This is a genomic window from Nostoc sp. NOS(2021) (genome assembly GCF_017115025.1).
Lineage (GTDB): Bacteria > Cyanobacteriota > Cyanobacteriia > Cyanobacteriales > Nostocaceae > Nostoc.
In genome coordinates, this window is sequence record NZ_JABXKM010000114.1 from 13,770 (window position 1) to 31,470 (window position 17,701).

The 17,701-nt window shown below is 43.4% G+C and carries 12 protein-coding genes; 8 read left to right on the forward strand and 4 right to left on the reverse strand.

Translation table 11 applies throughout. From position 1 onward, the window contains the following. Positions 1-205 precede the first annotated feature (205 nt). The 6 genes from HWQ41_RS14205 (at position 206) to hetR (ending at position 9,241) form a co-directional block, all read left to right on the forward strand. On the forward strand, positions 206-634 hold the full coding sequence (locus HWQ41_RS14205; RefSeq protein WP_292763622.1) for a helix-turn-helix domain-containing protein: 429 nt from the start codon (positions 206-208) through the stop codon (positions 632-634). A gap of 26 nt (positions 635-660) precedes the next feature. Next, entirely contained in the window at positions 661-1,206 is a 546-nt protein-coding gene (locus HWQ41_RS14210) for a PIN domain-containing protein (protein WP_292763624.1), read from the forward strand. Between the two features lie 58 nt (positions 1,207-1,264). Then, positions 1,265-2,311, forward strand: coding sequence for a zinc-dependent dehydrogenase (locus tag HWQ41_RS14215; protein WP_292763764.1), 1,047 nt, complete (start codon positions 1,265-1,267; stop codon positions 2,309-2,311). Positions 2,312-2,447: 136 nt separating this feature from the next. Beyond that, positions 2,448-3,764: an inorganic phosphate transporter gene (locus HWQ41_RS14220; RefSeq protein ID WP_292763626.1), complete on the forward strand. Its 1,317-nt coding sequence runs from the start codon at positions 2,448-2,450 to the stop codon at positions 3,762-3,764. Positions 3,765-4,391: 627 nt separating this feature from the next. Next, positions 4,392-6,563, forward strand: coding sequence for an EamA family transporter (locus HWQ41_RS14225; RefSeq protein WP_292763628.1), 2,172 nt, complete (start codon positions 4,392-4,394; stop codon positions 6,561-6,563). A gap of 1,778 nt (positions 6,564-8,341) precedes the next feature. Then, positions 8,342-9,241, forward strand: coding sequence for a heterocyst differentiation master regulator HetR (hetR, locus tag HWQ41_RS14230; RefSeq protein WP_292763630.1), 900 nt, complete (start codon positions 8,342-8,344; stop codon positions 9,239-9,241). A gap of 314 nt (positions 9,242-9,555) precedes the next feature. Here hetR and HWQ41_RS14235 read toward each other — a convergent pair whose 3' ends face one another. Then, the gene (locus tag HWQ41_RS14235; RefSeq protein ID WP_292763631.1) at positions 9,556-10,236 is read right to left on the reverse strand and encodes a hypothetical protein; all 681 of its coding nucleotides are present in this window, start codon (positions 10,234-10,236) and stop codon (positions 9,556-9,558) included. A 606-nt stretch (positions 10,237-10,842) separates the two neighbouring features. On the opposite strand from HWQ41_RS14235, the gene rpsD reads away from it, so the two are divergent. Continuing rightward, positions 10,843-11,451, forward strand: coding sequence for a 30S ribosomal protein S4 (rpsD, locus tag HWQ41_RS14240; RefSeq protein ID WP_292763632.1), 609 nt, complete (start codon positions 10,843-10,845; stop codon positions 11,449-11,451). A 225-nt stretch (positions 11,452-11,676) separates the two neighbouring features. Here rpsD and moaA read toward each other — a convergent pair whose 3' ends face one another. After that, complete coding sequence (moaA, locus tag HWQ41_RS14245) at positions 11,677-12,663, reverse strand: GTP 3',8-cyclase MoaA (protein ID WP_292763633.1); 987 nt, start codon at positions 12,661-12,663, stop codon at positions 11,677-11,679. Between the two features lie 161 nt (positions 12,664-12,824). Here moaA and HWQ41_RS14250 point away from each other — a divergent pair, with 161 nt between their 5' ends. Continuing rightward, on the forward strand, positions 12,825-13,856 hold the full coding sequence (locus HWQ41_RS14250; protein WP_292763634.1) for a hypothetical protein: 1,032 nt from the start codon (positions 12,825-12,827) through the stop codon (positions 13,854-13,856). A gap of 362 nt (positions 13,857-14,218) precedes the next feature. On the opposite strand, the gene HWQ41_RS14255 is transcribed toward HWQ41_RS14250, so the two are convergent. Both HWQ41_RS14255 and HWQ41_RS14260 read right to left on the reverse strand, forming a co-directional pair. After that, on the reverse strand, positions 14,219-16,459 hold the full coding sequence (locus HWQ41_RS14255; RefSeq protein WP_292763636.1) for a filamentous hemagglutinin N-terminal domain-containing protein: 2,241 nt from the start codon (positions 16,457-16,459) through the stop codon (positions 14,219-14,221). Between the two features lie 488 nt (positions 16,460-16,947). Further along, positions 16,948-17,286 carry a hypothetical protein gene (locus HWQ41_RS14260; RefSeq protein WP_292763638.1) on the reverse strand — a complete coding sequence of 113 codons (339 nt, stop codon included), beginning with the start codon at positions 17,284-17,286 and terminating at the stop codon, positions 16,948-16,950. Positions 17,287-17,701 lie beyond the last annotated feature (415 nt).

A 17,701-nucleotide genomic window follows, 5' to 3' on the forward strand; every position in this document is an offset into this window, starting at 1 on the left:
ATTTCAGTCAGCTTGGCTTTTCAAAAATCAAATAGTATAGATAAAAGCGATCATCTTGTCCGCACCACAAGATTAGATCAATTATTTTTTACCCCTGGAATATAGACAGGTGTTTGATTCCTATTTCGTTTATTGCGTTTGTGTAATACAATTAAAATAAAATACCAAGCTAACCCTTTTTATGAATACCTTCCTATCTAACCAAATGCCTACTGATTCCAGTATTCTTACAGAAGCCGAAGCTGAGGCTATAAAGCAACTTGAACAAATACTCAATCCAGAAAATAGTCAACTGAAATTAGCAGCAGCAAACGGCGAAGAAATGACTATTCCTGATTCTGTATGTTGTGTATTACGCCAAGTCGTGCAGGCAATGGCATCAGGGAAAAATGTATCTATAGTCACACATAATCCAGAGCTAACAACACAACAAGCGGCTGATTTGTTGAATGTGTCACGTCCCTATCTGATTAAATTATTAGAGCAGGGTGAGCTTCCTTACATTATGGTAGGAACTCATAGACGCGTGAAATTTGAGGATTTAAGAAAATATAAACAGCAAAGGGATACTAAACGTAGACAACTGCTAGATGAATTAATAGCCGAAAGCCAAGAGTTAGGATTTTATCAGTAGGGTGTTCTGATTATTTACTGAGTATTATGTATCATGCTCTATTAGATTCTTGTGTACTGTTCCCTATGTACATACGAGATACCCTATTGTGTATGTCTGAGGCTGGTTTATATGTACCACATTGGTCGCAAGAAATACTTGATGGCGCAACTCGTAATCTAGTAAATACAGGTAGACTCACAACTACCCAAGCGATGAGACTGGAAGGGAGAATTAAAGAAGCCTTTCCCACAGCACTAATCGTAGTTTCTGATAATATTGTTCAATTAATGACAAATCACCCTAACGATCGCCATGTTCTGGCTGCTGCTGTGGTAGCTAAGGCTAATATAATTGTCACCTCAAACCTGAAGCATTTTCAAGATCAGGATTTAGCACCTTGGCAAATCAATGCCAAATCTCCAGATGAGTTTTTAAGTGAATTATATAATCTGTATCCGCAACAAGTTATTGAGGTATTACAGCGACAGTCTCAAAGTCTCAAAAAGCCAGCCATGAGTTTTTTTGAGCTTCTAGAATTACTCAGTAGAGAAGCACCAAGATTTACAAACAATATTAAATCCCAAACTTGATAGCTTAACGTTGACTGCTAATGTTACATCTAGTATCGTTGAGCGGGGAAAAATCAACATGAAAGCACAGGTATTTAGAGGCGTCAATCAACTGTCTTACGAAGATATCCCAGTTCCAACCCTGGAACCAGATGAAGTACTGGTACAGGTGCGGGTTGTGGGGTTGTGTCAGTCAGATATTAAAAAAATTCGTTATCCACTGTATGAACCGCCGCGCATTTTTGGACATGAAACTGCCGGGACGATCGCATCCGTAGGTAATAATGTCAAAGGTTGGCAAGTTGGACAACGGGTAGCGGTGATGCACCACATCCCCTGTATGCGTTGCGCCTACTGCCTAAATGATAATTTTTCAATGTGCGATGTCTACAAAAACATCTCCACAACCGCAGGCTTTAACGCCAGTGGCGGCGGTTTTGCTGATTATGTCAAGGTTCCCGGACATATTGTCCAAAATGGTGGGCTAATTCCCATCCCTGATCGCATCAGTTTTGAAGAAGCGAGTTTTGTCGAACCAACTAACTGCTGCTTGAAGGCTGTGAAAAAAGCCCAAATTGCCCCAGGACAAACTGTGTTAGTTACTGGTGCTGGCCCAATTGGGTTAATGTTTATCATGTTGGTGAAATATTTCGGAGCAAAAGCGATCGCTACCGATTTACTACCCTCTAGAATTGAAAAAGCCTTGAGTGTCGGTGCAGAGGCGGCTTTTGATGCCCGTGATGCCGATTTAACCGCCAAAATCCATGCCCTAACTGGTGGACTGGGTGTTGATGTTACTTTGCTCGCTGTTCCGAGTGAGAAAGCCTTCTTTCAAGCACTTGATTGTACCCGAAAAGGTGGCAAAATCTTGTTTTTCGCCGAATTCCCTGATGAGGTGGAAATTGCCATCAACCCCAATATTCTCTACCGTCGGGAAATTGACTTGATAGGCAGTTATAGCTCATCTTATCGGCTTCAGAATCTATCAGCCGATATTGTATTTCATCAGCGAATTGACGTGAAAGCGTTGATTAGCGATCGCTATCCATTAAAAGATTTATCAGCAGCTGTGGAAGTTGCGATCGCACCCACACCAGATACTTATAAAATCTTAATTTATCCCTAAAAGGGGATGGGGGGGATCTCTTCAATTTTGAATTTTGTTAGCGCAGCGTTAGCGAGTCTGTGAGCGTCATTTTGAATTTTGAATTTTGAATTGTTATCTCCCCCTGCTCCCTCATCCCTCCATCAGCCTCAAAAAAATGCTTATTACCCAAGTTGCAGTCGCCCTACTAGCTTTCTACGTCGCCTGGAATCTCGGAGCAAACGATGTTGCTAACGCGATGGGAACCTCTGTAGGTTCCAAAGCTGTTACCCTCAAACAGGCACTAATAATTGCTGGGGTTTTAGAGTTTACGGGTGCTGTGTTGTTTGGACATGAGGTAACAGAAACCCTAGCGACGAAAATTGCTAATCCAGTCTTATTCGCAGCTACACCCCAAATATTCGTTGTGGGGATGGTAACGGTACTAATATCGTGTGGTGTGTGGTTGCAAATTGCCACATCACGCGGTTTACCAGTCTCATCTTCTCATGCAGTTGTTGGTGCGATCGCTGGATTTAGTTGGGTAGCTTTGGGAGTAGATGCAATTGATTGGTCATCAATTGGCTTGATTACCATTGGCTGGATTTTAACACCGTTAATTAGTGGTGCGATCGCTGCTTTATTGTACAGTCAAATCAAGCACTGGATTTTGGAGCAACCCAATCAACTAGTGCAGTTACAAGAATGGATTCCCTGGTTGAGTACTCTACTGCTAGGTGTATTTGGCGTGATTGTATTACCATCGCTGACTGAACCGCTAACCAATTTTGTAATTGAGCAAGTTGGTTTTACAATCCCTGCTTACGATATTCCACTGTTAACGGGTGCAGTCGCAGCAGTTGGACTCACAATCATTAGTTGGCGACAATTAGGGGGGACGGGGGGAGGGGAATTGGAAGAAAAATTTTTACCCCCGACTCAGGAATTACCATCAATCCAAAATCCAAAATCTAAAATCCAAAATCCCGTTGAGGGCATATTCGCCCGATTCCAACTATTGAGTGCTTGCTTTGTAGCCTTTGCTCATGGTTCTAATGATGTCGGAAATGCGATCGCTCCTTTAGCTGCGATCGTTTACATCAATCGCACTGGTAGCGTACCTACAGATGGTATCACTATCCCCATTTGGATTTTAATCCTTGGTGGTGCTGGGATTGTTGGTGGTTTAGCTGTCTGGGGTAAAAAAGTCATCGCCACTATTGGCGAAAACATTATTTCCTTGCAACCTAGTAGTGGATTTTGTGCCGAACTTGCGACTGCTACCACCATCCTCATCGCCTCCCGGTTAGGTTTACCAGTCTCAACCTCCCACGCTCTCGTCGGCGGTGTAGTTGGTATTGGACTAGTGCAAAATATCAAGTCGATTAAGTTCCAAACACTAAAAGGTATTGCCGCCGCATGGCTAATTACAATCCCCGTGAGTGCTGTCCTTAGCGCTGCCATCTTTAGCATCGCCCGGATTTTATTCCTCTAAGAATTATTAATATTTTCCTAACTTTTTCCTATACTGCATCTTCTCAAAGTAGAACCTAGACTGCAACAACGCCAAAAAAGCCTGTTTTTGCAGAATTGCTGCTCATTCATTACAATGTTGTGCAGGGGATAGCGTAACTTGGAATTTCCACAGAAAGATACTTTAATCTCCATTTAGAGATGTAAACTGTCACACAAGTTACATTCCACACAAATTTACAGCTAGTTTCGCAAGTCAGACAATTTTGTGGCGATGTTTGGGGAAAAGTCGCTTTGCGCCTACGCGCACGCATCTGTAAGTGTTTGCAAATTACTATTGGCAGCAAAACAATAAATATTTATTTGGAGTGAGATTTCTTTAAAAGTAAAAATCTCATTGGCGAATATTATATTGATGGAAATTAAACTGGCCAAATACTTGTCAATGCTGAGGAGAAGACCGTGTAGTAAGCAGTGGAACAAATTTGATGCTTTGCCAACCTGTGTCTAGTATGACAGAATTACGTTGAAATGCGGAAGTGCTGTTAAAATTTTTAATTTATCTGACAAAATACAGGAAATTACTATGAGCGCCAAGCAAGTGTACGGGAAGCAGCTTTATCGTCAAGGTGTTAGAGGTTAGAAGCTAATGGGGCGATTCGAGAAGCAACCAGAAAACCCGCGAGTCAGAGGCGAGCTATCCAGAGCAGCAGAAAATGCTCTTTGGGCTGTAGTTGAAGACTTAGAAAATCTTCAGCAGAATGTCCTCAGAGCGTTGCAGGAAGACGTAAAGCGGCTTCAGTCAGAAAAAAATCGGTTATCTGATGAGATTCAAAGCTTGGTAGAGGAAAAAGAGCATTTACAACAAGTGCGCCAAATCACTGAGCAGCAAGTGTTAATTCGTCAACTGGCAGAAGTTCTGGCAAAGCATATATCTTCACAACTGCAATCCTCTCTAGCAACTTTAGCTAACCAAACCATAGAGGGCAAATCTTACGAACAAGCTGCGCTTAAGTCGGCTGAAGTGAGCAGCAATGTAGTCGGTGAAATCAATGAAAAAGTCGAACACATGTTTGACAGCCTGGATGACACCGTTACTGTTACCTTTAACTCGCTGCAACAGGAGTTGAAGAACTATCAAAGTAATCTTTCCCAACAGTTGTCACGGATGTATAGCCAGCAGCAGCAAGGGGAAACGATTTTGGCGGAGTTTGTTAATCGCCTGCATGGAGAACTAGAAAAAACTATAGAAGAAACTTCCCGCAAACCAGCAACAGCAGGCACACCTACTGTTTTGCAGTTTACACAGCCAGAGAAAAACAGTTCTTTTGAGACATCCCCGCCACCGTTTGGCGAAGTAGTAAGAAATTCACCTGAGCCAATTTCCCCGATCGCTAATAAATTTTCACCAAGGGAAACGACATCAGAGCCGCCGGTTGTTAGAGAAAACGCCGCGAACCCAATTTCTGTCCCCAGCCAAGACTTGTCCCAAAGGGAAACGATATCACAGCCGCTGTCTGCTGTAGTTCCGCCACCAAAGGACAATGCTACCGAGCCAATTTCTGTCCTCAATCAGGACTTGCCGGAAAACAAAACGACATCGGAGGCTCCGACTGCATCTGTGCCACAGCCGGGAGCAATGCCACCTTCACTAAGGAGAAACGCTGCTGAACCAATTTCTGTCCTCCGCAGAAACGTGTCACAGAGCAAAGCTAAATCCTCATCTGCGACTGCGCTAGAGCCGCAGCCGGAAGCAAAACCCCCACAATCCCGATCGCCTAATTCATCAGGCTTATCGCCGAGCCAAATCGGTTTATTGTTGATTGTCTTATCGGCAGTCGTATCGTCACTTTACAACGTAGCCATCAAGGTAATTTTCCACGAAGGTTCCCAGATTTTTGGAGTATTAGAGGTAGAGCGCTTGCTGCCGCCGACTTTGGGCAATACTCTGTTAATTTTGACCCTACGGTTTATGGTAGTAGTTCCACTGATGTTACTGTTGTCACCGATACTCCACCCCCGATTGTGGCAAGACCTGGAAAACTTAGCTAACTCAGTCCGAGGAAATCCCACAGCTGCTAATGCAGCTACGAAGCAGATTTTGCTGTTGTCGATTGTGAGTGGGGGCTTTTTGTTTTTGTCTCAGGTGCTAATCTACATTGCGATCGCTCAAGTCACGACTGGAATGGCGATCGCACTGTTCTTTGTCTATCCGATGGTTAGTGGTCTATTATCGTGGTTTCTGTTTCGCGATCGCCCTACCATATTCCGCATCAGTGCGATCGCCGCTATTTGCTGCGGTGAATTGTTGGTTTTAAGCGGTTCTCCCAGCATCGGTATGGGTAATACTTCAATGGGAAGCAGCACCGCCATTCTTTCGGGCGTGGCTTTTGCTGCCTACATAATTCTGACGCGGGTTTGTGCTAGCAAACTGCATCCCGTGACTTTTACTTTAATTAACTTCGCTACCATGTTGTTGTTGAGCTTTATCTGCTTGATGCTACCTTTACCAACCAGTTGGAACTTGGTAATTGACCCCTCTAAGATGCTGGAACTGGTTTTAAGCGCATTTATTTTGGGTGTGCTGACTCTTGCCGGATATTTGCTGAATAATGTTGGTATTAGTAAGCTAGGTGCTTCGCGATCGGCGCTCATTGGTGGTAGCATCCCAGTTTTAACCGTGATTTTCGCTGGGTTAATCATTCAAGAAAATTTGGATATTGTGCAAATTCTGGGAGTGTTGTTAGTAACCTTTGGCGCGGCTGCTTTCAGCTTTGAAACAATGCGAAATCAGGTTAAACCCTCTAGTCCCACGAATTAAATGGCGAGTTCAATCAGTTTAGGTGTGATGGGAGCCACTTTACCTCCCATCACTCTGGGCATCAATCCTGACGCCCACTTGTAACTTCTCTAAACTAATGCGATCGCAGGTATTCTATATATTTAGATACTAAATTTCTATATCTATAGCAGTAGGGGCACAGCAATGCTGTGCCCCTACTTGACTTGTAATATATTTTTATGGATTTAGCCTGATACAGGTAGGGAAAACACGTATATATAAGCAGTACGAGTAGTACTGACTCAAGCAATTGAGCACGAGTACTTGCTCAGAGAGGAGATTGGCAAGGAGTTAAGACCATTGCAACACGTTTTGGAACTAAAAGATAAAGAAGTAGCAGAAGTGTTTAGAGTAATCCGTTTTTTCAGCGTGGGAGACTATTGTAGCTAGATGAATATGTGGAGCGATCGCCCGTGAAACAGCTAGTAACTTTATCTTACGAAAACCCCTGCGAGTAAGGCGAAATTCAAAATTCCTCATTTCCATGCTCTTGTGTTTGGTGAGATGGTATCTGTTATTTCTGCCGATCTGTACTAGTAAACTTGGTCTGCGATCGCCCAAACACCCAGAGAAAGAAGATTATATCATAGCCTGCTACGGATTCTCCTCCTTTTCTAGCAACAAACTATCTACGCAATTGAAGCCCCTCAAATATATAAAACAGCGAGGTAAAAACATACTTGAAAATAGCCAATGAATTAGTTAAATCATGAAATTTTAAAATTTTTTCATGAAAGAAATATAAATTCATTGAGAAAAAAGCTCTAAATAATCATCAGATGTAATCCAATGTGTTTTATTATATCTATGGCTACTAACTAATCTGGAGGTTATTAGCATGATCAACAAAGCCTGATGGCTATGCGATTAAGTCTGAATTAATCGCGGGTTTCTGTGTCCAATCATCGACATAAAAGGATAAATCAGACTTGGATTTAGGAGTAACAATAAAAATATCATCAAACCTTGATTTAACCAGAATAAAAATTATTTAAATACGCTCATTTATAAACTTTAAAATACATAAATTTCTTCCAAATCCCAAAAATAATGATATGATAAGTAACGATATTTGAAAAAACAACAGGTATTTTGAAATTGGAATTATCTGCTCTACTTGATGTCTACTATCTTCCCTCAAGCCAACGGCTGATACTACCGAGACATCACAGGAGGTTATGAACGGGATAATAGTTCACAACGAGCCGTGTGGCTCAACCTCTAAATGTGGCTACACCTGGTAAGCGATTTCTTTTTAGACCACTCCCAATTATTTCTAGTCACCTGTGTCCTACAAATAATTTGCCAAAGCTGAAAAAAACCATCTTTTTCGAGTAACAGATATCCCAGATTAACCGCGCAAACTAGTTTTTACTCTGAGTCGGCATAGTGCCATAATTAGGTGTAAGCAGCTTGACGTTGTTGCTCTTGAAAAATGAGAAAAACCTCAGAGAACTTAAAGGCTTTGTAGATTACTTGCAACACAGTTGATTTTTGGGACGTAAACCGCCGTCAAGCTGGACTTGGTGATGTCTGTAATTTTCCGGTCAGATGCAGAGACAAGTTATAGTAACAACCACCGAATCTGCTTGTGTACCAGAAAATATGTGAGAATGGTAGTTTTGGCTACTACCGACTTCATAGTTATCGCATACTAATATAGTCTGAAGTAAAGACATTGCCTTTCAGCCAGGTGTATACTACCTATTCTCACTTGATTAAAAATTGTGTAAACGTGCTATTCAATTGTCTGTAATATGAGTAACGACATAGATCTGATCAAACGTCTTGACCCCAGTGCGATGGATCAGATCATGCTTTATCTGGCTTTTAGTGCCATGCGGACGAGTGGGCACAGGCATGGGGCATTTTTAGACGCAGCCGCAACGGCAGCAAAGTGTGCAATTTACATGACCTATCTGGAGCAGGGACAAAACCTGCGGATGACAGGGCATTTGCACCACCTGGAGCCGAAACGGGTAAAAATTATTGTAGAAGAAGTCAGACAGGCACTAACAGAAGGCAAACTGTTGAAGATGCTGGGTTCTCAGGAACCGCGCTATTTGATTCAATTGCCTTATGTCTGGCTAGAAAAGTATCCTTGGCAACCGGGGCGATCGCGCGTTCCTGGTAGCAATCTGACTAGTGAAGAAAAAAGACAAATTGAGCAGAAACTGCCAAGCAATCTACCTGATGCCCAGTTAGTTAGCTCTTTTGAGTTTCTGGATTTGATTGAGTTTTTGCACAGGCGATCGCAAGAAGACTTGCCACCCGAACACCAAATGCCTTTGAGTGAAGCCTTGGGTGAGCATATCAAGCGCCGTCTACTCTACTCAGGCACGGTAACACGCATTGATTCTCCTTGGGGAATGCCCTTCTACGCTCTTACCCGTCCTTTTTATGCCCCAGCAGACGATCAAGAACGCACTTACATCATGGTAGAAGATACCGCTCGGTATTTCCGCATGATGAAAAATTGGGCAGAACGGCGACGAAATGCCATGCGCTTGCTGGAAGAACTTGATATCCTTCCAGAAAAAATGGAACAGGCTATGGAAGAATTGGATGAAGTTATCCGGGCCTGGGCAGATAAATATCACCAAGACGGTGGTATTGCAGTGATTTTACAGACAGCTTTTGGCGAAAGAGAAGACTAGTGCCATTATGCGGAATTCAAAATTCCAAAAGCTGATAAAGTAAGCTTTTTACTTGTCATATTGTACTAGTAGTACAAAAGTCACAAGCAATTTTGTGACTTTTGTATTGTAAGTATTTAGTTTGCATAATTTGCAAGCAGAGGGCAATTATGGCGGGTTTTATATAAATATTGTCGCTTTGCTGATAGATAGTAGAGTGGGCATTGTAATGCCCACCCTAAAAAAAATTAACCTGTATTTTCAGTCAATTACAAAGCACTTTGACGCACTCCCCCACATAAATGACGGGGGCTTTACGCATCACAACTCCTAATTTAATTAGTCCGGGGTTGCCCGGGAATAAGCGGTTGCAGTGGAACAACCGGCTGCGTGGGAGCAGGCGGCTGCGGCGTTTGAATTGGGGTAATCTCTAGACTTGGACTTGATCCTGCAGGAGTTATAGTCTGCGGTGTAGACGAAGATGAAGCCCCGATAACGCTATCACTAGCATCGATACAAGTTTCCAATATCTGGGTAGGGGGAAGGTCGATTTTACTACTATGGAAGCCAACCACACACTGACCAAAGCGCACGGGCAACAAACTACGACCACAGTAATCTAAAGCTGCTGGATTAACTGCTTCCTGAGTACTAGAGGTGACGCCAACTACACAGGTAGCTAACTCCTCAGGACGCCGGGCCTTCCCACAAGAGGAAAGCGCATCTGTCGCGGCAATTTGGGTCTGCTTCTCAATCTTAACCACGCAAGCAGCCAAATCCCTTGGACGCAGTGCCTTTGCACAACCTTGTGATGCCGCTTCTGCCGTGACACCCACGCTCAAAAGGCGACCCGCACAAACACTATAATCATTGCTGTAAGAGGCAGCAACAGCCACATTAGGCAAGATTGTTGTCAACCATCCAGCTATAGCCAAAACTGATACTGTTAAAATCCTGGAGGTGGAACTGCCTTGTTTGTTCTTACCTCTGTTAACCACTTTTTTGCTCTGTGACATTGCCATTCTCCAAACACCCAAGGTTATGCTAACTCAAATATTTTAAAAATCCTCTGCAATCAAATAATTTCAGCGTGAGCAAGGTATAGACATTAGGACTTACGCACTTTAAAAATTGAGCATCATCTGCATATCAAGCTTATTAATATAAAAGTCTTGCCCTGCCTCGTTCCTGGGCTGCTGCCCAGGAACGAGAGGCAATTTGGTTATGTCTGTCAATGCGTAAGTCCTAGACATAATTAATTATGCCGAAAATTGTGTTAATATATCTGTTTGAAAGATAAGTAGGCAACGTAAAAAGTATTTCAAAGTAAGAATACTGCGTAAACCAATCTGATGATTGAGTAGCCTCCGAAACTAAATAAACACAAAAAACTTATTGGCAGGAGTACGGCGGGGCACGTCGGAATTCAGGCTTGGGAGCCAGTGCGTCGGCTCTACCGACTTCAAGCAACTGGCAACAAAGAAGATGCCTCTACATTGGTAGGATACGTCATACCAAGGCAAGCAGCCTCAAAAAAACAAGAATCCCCTGATTTATCATCAGTGGAATGTCAAAATGGAATGTTTGGGTAAAGTTTAAACAGGATTAGATAAAGGAAACTCATGTCCCGATATAGAGGGCCACGCCTCAGAATTGTCCGTCGCTTGGGCGACTTACCAGGATTGACTCGTAAAAGCGCCAGACGCGCTTACCCACCTGGTCAGCATGGTCAGAACCGCAAGAAGCGCTCTGAGTATGCTATCCGTTTAGAGGAAAAGCAAAAGCTCCGCTTCAACTACGGTTTGACTGAAAAGCAATTGCTACGCTATGTGCGGAAAGCCAGACGTGTTACTGGTTCTACCGGGCAAGTGCTGCTGCAATTGCTAGAAATGCGCTTGGATAATACGGTTTTCCGTTTGGGTATAGCCCCGACTATTCCAGCAGCTCGTCAACTGGTAAATCATGGTCACGTAACTGTTAACGGTCGTGTGGTGAATATTGCCAGCTATCAATGCCGTCCTGGAGAAGTAATTGCGGTCAGGGATCGGGCACAATCCCGGAAGTTGGTGGAAGCTAACTTGCAATATCCCGGTTTGGCCAACCTCCCCAGTCATTTGGAGTTCGACAAAACTAAGTTGGTTGGTAAAGTCAACAGCGTTATTGAGCGAGAATGGGTGGCACTACAAGTTAACGAACTACTTGTGGTGGAATACTACTCACGACAAGCGTAATAGTCATTTGTCCTTAGTCATTTGTCCTTAGTCATTTGTCCTAGCCCTTTCAAGGTGACAAACGAAGATACGTTGTTTCAGTGCTATCATCCTGAGTTCTCTGCTCAGATTTTGGGCTTTTTGAAAGTTGAAATAACCAATCTTGGTTCGGAATTTCACCACCTTGAAAGGGCTAGTCATTTGTCCCTAGTCATTTGCAAAGGACAAATAACCAATGACTAATAACTAACCGCCAATTTGCGACATGGTGCGGGTATATGTACCTAAAATACCAGAATCGCGCCCTTTAAAGTTAATTTCTGGCTTGATTCCGAGTAAATGCCTGACCTGCTCTTGTAATTGAGCGGTGCTAGTACCAGAACGGAGAGCAGTTTTCAAATCTATTTGACCAGTTTCATTCAATAAACAGGGACGCAGCCAGCCATCGGCACTCAGGCGCATCCGGTTACAACGATCGCAAAAACATTCCGACATTTGACTAATAAATCCTAGTGTCCCCTTCGCACCGGGAATTTGAAAGACATTAGCAGGGCCAGCACCACGAACTTGGGATTCTGTCAAGCCCCAGCGATCGCAGATTTGTTGCCGTAAATCGGCTGAAGATACCCAACCGCGATCGCCAAACAAATGTGCATTACCAATGGGCATGAATTCAATAAATCGAACGTGCCACTGTTTGTCAATTGTCAGGGCGGCTAAATCGAGAACTTCGTGGTCATTTACGCCAGGAATCACGACTACATTCAGCTTCAGTGGGTCGAATCCGACATGATGGGCAGCTTGAATCCCCTGCCAAACTTGTTGCCAACGAGAACGCCCCTGATTACCAATAATTTGGTCAAAAATGTCGGGATCAAGAGAGTCCAGACTAATATTAATTCGTCGCAGACCAGCATTGTAAAGGTTTTGCGCCATCGGAGCCAGCAAAAACCCGTTGGTGGTCATCGAGATATCTTGAGTTTGGGGGAGAGTTGCGATCGCACTTACCAAATCCACCACCCGCGGACGCAATAACGGTTCACCCCCAGTCAAACGAAACCGATTAAAGCCTACGGGAATAAATACCTCTTGAATTAAGGTGAGCAGCTCCTCATCAGTCAACAGCTGTTGCTTGAGAATATAGTCCAGTTCTACTCCCTCTGGCATACAGTATTGACAACGAAAATTGCAGCGATCGATTAAGCTAATGCGGAGGTAGTCTACCTGGTTCATCGTTTTATTTTTATTCTCTCTGATCAATTAAAGACTTCGCTAGGTGGTTTACCCCTTGCTACCATTTTGCTGTAATTCAAGATACCGTACCACCTACTTAGGTTAGAATCTACAGATTGTGGCATAATAAGCCGATCGCATCCACTAGTTAGTCATCAATCGTGCAAGACACCGACTCCACCAACGACCTTGCTGCTGCTTTACTACAGCCAGTAGATATCAGCTTTGAACTGCCCGATCCAGAAGATGAACAGATTCTAGAGTCAGATTTTCAACAGCAGCTAGAAATAGCTTGGCAGGTATGCGATCGCTTTGATCTGCAAACTGAAATCTGGCGGGGGCGAATTTTACGGGCGATCCGCGACAGAGAGAAAATTGGTGGTGACGGACGCGGTACTGGCTTTCTGCGATGGCTAAAAGAGCGGGAAATCAGCAAAAGTCAAGCTTATGCCTGGATTCAACTGGCGAATAGTGCCGATACCCTGATCGAAGACGGTAAACTTGACCCCGGATCTGTAAACAACTTCAGCAAACGGGCTTTTATCGAAACCTCCAAAGCATCCCCCCAAGTGCAACAGATGGTGAGTGAAGCCGCCCAAAAAGGCGATCGCATCACCAGGCGGGAAGTGCGTCAACTCAGCGATGAATGGACAGCCATGTCCTCAGATTTATTACCTGAAGAAGTTAAGGAAAAAGCCGCAGATAACACCCTTCCTCCACGCTACATCGCCCCACTGGTGAAGGAAATGGAAAAACTGCCAGAATCGCACCAAAAATTTATCCAAAAGGAAATTGCTGCTAATCCTGATGTGGATACCCTGAAACAGGTAACAACCGAAGCGCGTAACTTGGCGAAATATCTCAAAGGGGCGGCTCAAGTTCAGGCGCTGACGCAGGAAGATGTTGATATTGAAACAGCCTTAGAAGAAGCGCAAAGAGTCGGCTGTTTGAGTATTGCTGCTGATTTGGTAAATCAAGCATCGCAGATGGAACAAACGATCGCTAAACTTTACATGACTTGGAAACGGATCAGTAATTTAGCAGATCGATTATATGTAGATACTGGCGCAAGTACACCCAACTTGCGATCGCTCCTCACTTGCTTGGAACCTCTGGGTGGTGAAATCATGGAGTTGCAACTTAGTGGCGCGACTGAACACACTATTCGTCTGCAAATTCAGGAGACGAGTTAGGTAGTGGGGAGGCCGCGCATGGCCGCGAAGTTACGAGAATTAAACATTTATCCAGAGACAGTTTAACTTCTAGTCAAAAGGGCGGTTAGAAACCGCGTCTACACGAGGCAAAACCTACCTCCGTGGGTTTCAAACCCTCAATTTTTCCTTAGTCCGCGGAGGCGGACGAGAGTTTGTGTAGCCGCGAATTCCATTCGCCCTAGCTTATGCGTATGAAAACCGCCATATCTCAAATTCTAATTAGGAACGTGGATTAAATAAAATACAAAACTTCATCCTGTATCTAGCTTCCCTCTACAATATATCGGAGAGGGATTGAGGGTGAGGTAAGCCAGAGACATAAATTGTATGTTATTTAATTCTTATTCCTTAGCAGCGCAAGATGCAGTGGTGAGTGAGGAGTTATGGGGCGTTGCAGTGGGTACTTGAGCAACCAAAACCACGTTACCATTGGCATCTATAACCCAACCTTGAGCTTCTACAATTTGAGTATGGACGTTGACAGAATTAACCTTCTGTGATTTTTCTTCTGTGTTTCGCTGCGCCTGAACAACCACTCTTTTTTGAATACTGTCAGCACGATTCTGACTCTCTGACTCCAGTGTGATCCAATCTGCCAGCACCGCATCATCAGCTATCAATGGCTGCGTGGGATCGGCTGCTATTCCTCCACGCCCAGTCGCAATAAATGAACTTCTTGCTATTTTTCCACTAGAATTACAACCAGCAACAATTTGCTGCGAAGCATCAACCAGATTTGCGGGCAGTTCTACTAATCCTTTACTGGGGTCAGCATCCGGTGAGTTGATTTGTACAGTGCCATTTAATGAAGGGTTTTGCTGAGAAAATGCGGTGATGTCATTTGTTGGCAGGTTATTCGGGTTGATTGCTTTTGGATCAAGCCTCTCTACATCTGCACCTGTGCGGGGCACAAATCCAAAGATGTTCTTAGTAGTAATTGTGATTTTACCACCAGAGCCAAAATTGGCGTTGGCGGTGATATCGTTATTTCCTAAGGGAGTGGCGACGAGGAAGCCATTAGGTGCATTGATGGTGATATTACCGCCAGTTTTATCACCCCCGGCATTAGTAGATATTTGGCTGTTGTGGCGCATCAGTAATAAGTCCCGCACTTGTAGCATAATATTCCCGCCTTCACCTGAATCACTATTAGATGTGAGTGTTCCTTTGTCCAGAAGTATAGAGCTAGCGTTCACAGTCAAATTCCCTGCTTGCCCCGTAGCGGTTATAGATTGGTTCTCAGCCAATAGCAATAATCTGGAAGACTCTGTTGACACCTGTGCCCCTTCGCGGATACTTAACCTGGGAGTGTTAATCGTGATGTTACTAGCATTTCCCACATCATAAGTTGCGCTAAACAATCCGCTAGGTATAAAACTAATATTTAGTGAAGAAGGGGTTGTAAAGGATACACCACCGATTAGTTCCACAGAATCTGAGGCGTTCACGGTCAATTGTCCCACCGAATTGGAGACAGAAGTATCAAGCAACACTTGTGCCCCATCGCTGACAATCAACTTCCTAGTGTTAATCGTTAAGTTTCCAGCGCCTCCTCCACCAAAAGTCCCAACCGTCAAAGGCTCACCACCGATTAGTTTTACAGTATCTGAGGCAGTAACCGTCAAATTTGCTGCTAGTTGCCCGTTCAGGCTATTAGCCAAAATCTCTGAAAAACCAGTTAATAGCACGTCCCTGCCTTGCACCAGAACATTACCTCCACCCTCGCCACTGACATCTACATAAGAAGGGATTCCAGTTCGCGAAATTAATTGGATGTCCTGGAAATTATTTACACTGTCGTATCCCAAGTCCCAACCTTGGTCTGTTTGCTTGATTTTAACCAGACTATTAAGAGCAACACTTCCTAGCTCTATTCGTCCTCCCTTTGCTGTTAAATTTCCTCCCTCCAGCACAAGATCACCGCCTACAAGTGCCAATGTTTTATCTGGCTGCACCTGTAGACCAACAGGCGCTTCCAAGCCATTGATTGCGCCATCTGGACTTGCTTGGGATTGATTGCGGATGGTTCCTGGTGTAGCTCCAAATTGTAAGCCAACGGGAACACTGACTGTCAGAAGGGGTGTAGTTTGGGGAGCTGTGGCGCTAAATTTAGTACCATCGGCAAAGTTCAGACTACTCGCCGTACTTGCCACGAATGAACCGCGGATGTTTAAAGAAGCGTTGGGGCCAAAAATAATCCCGTTGGGATTAATTAGAAACAGGTTGGCTGTACCGTTAGCTCGAAGTGTGCCATCAATATTAGAAATAGACTTGCCCGTTATCCGGGCGATGACATTATCAATATTTGCCGCATTGTTAAAGTAGGCTGTATTGCCAGTGAGAACAGAAAACTGTTCAAAACTGTGGAACAAGTTTGTACCATGAATTGCCCCACCATCGATCTGGTAAGTATACTGACCATTAATCAGTTTGGGTGTAACGATTGAACTGTTAGTTCCGAGAGTGCTATCCTCTTTAATCTGTGCCTTGGCACAATACTCAGATAAGGTGAGTGTTCCAGTAATTACTAAAAAACTCATTAGACTTAGCTGCCAAGACCAAACGCTGCTATTTTTAGTCATAACAAAATTTGCACCTTATAAATAATAGACCTCTTGCAAAAGTCAAAAAATCAGGAATGTCATTTTGAGCGGAACGCAGTGGAGAGAAGAATCTCACAGATGTTTCGCTCGACTCAACATGATAATTTAAGCATTTATGCAAGAGATCTAATAGTTTAGTAGTGAAATATTGTTGATTTGCTAGCAGGATGAGTGATATTATCTAGCAATTATTATTTAGCAGTAGATAATTTTAAAGATAACGAGAACTTACGCACTGAAAACCTGAAACCTAGATCCCCCCTAACCCCCCTTAAAAAGGGGGGAACGCTAAAAGCCTCCTTTTTAAGGGGATTGGGGGATCTCTTGTGCGTAAGTCCTAATAGCGAGGGTAGTAGGCAAGGGTTCCACTGTCACAATTTCACTAGTATTGTTTACTGTTGCAAAATTGCTGATGAAAATTCTTTGCTTACCCTCACCAACATCACTAGATGGTAGTTTAGTGATATCTAATCTACCCAGCAGCCACTAGGATAGCCAGGTACTGGGCAAGGTTTACAAAAAACGACTTGAGGAAGTGCTTTAAGCGTTGTGTTTTGTTCTTGAATAATTGTTTGCAAAAATTTCTTGCTTTCCTGATTACCATCAGCATCACTAACTTCGATTTGAGTGAAATCGAGTAAGCACTGAACTTTTAAAATATTTTGTCCTGATATGCCATATTTGTTGAGTACTTCGCCGAAATTAGAGTTCTTCAGTATGTGACTCAATTCGTTCTTAATCTCGTCTTCTAATTGCTGTAATGTTTGAGCATTTAGAATTGTTAGCTGTGAAGTTTGAGATTCCATGAATTTTGCTCTCCTTGCAGATTGGTAAATGTGTGAACTTATCTTGTGATGTACTAAATTAACGTGACTTCGATTAGTACAGTTTGGCAACGAAGGAATTAAGTATACGGAGTCTAGAGGGGTGCAAAAGTTTTAGTAGTCTAAAACTTTTGCAAACATCCATAATTATTACTTCAGCTTGGCTAGTAACAATTACGGACTGTAGAACTAAACTTTATATTTTTTTGCGGAATTTACTTAAAGCTTGGTACAAGGGGCGATCGCTTGTGTGAAGTTCATAGCGAAGAAGCGATACCTTTCCTGCGGAACGCTACGCCTAGCTTGCTTAAGAGTAGGGGTACGGTGGGCTATGCGATCGCGCCGACAAAATTTACGAGAATTATTAATCCAAAGACTGTTTAACTTATCTCAATTA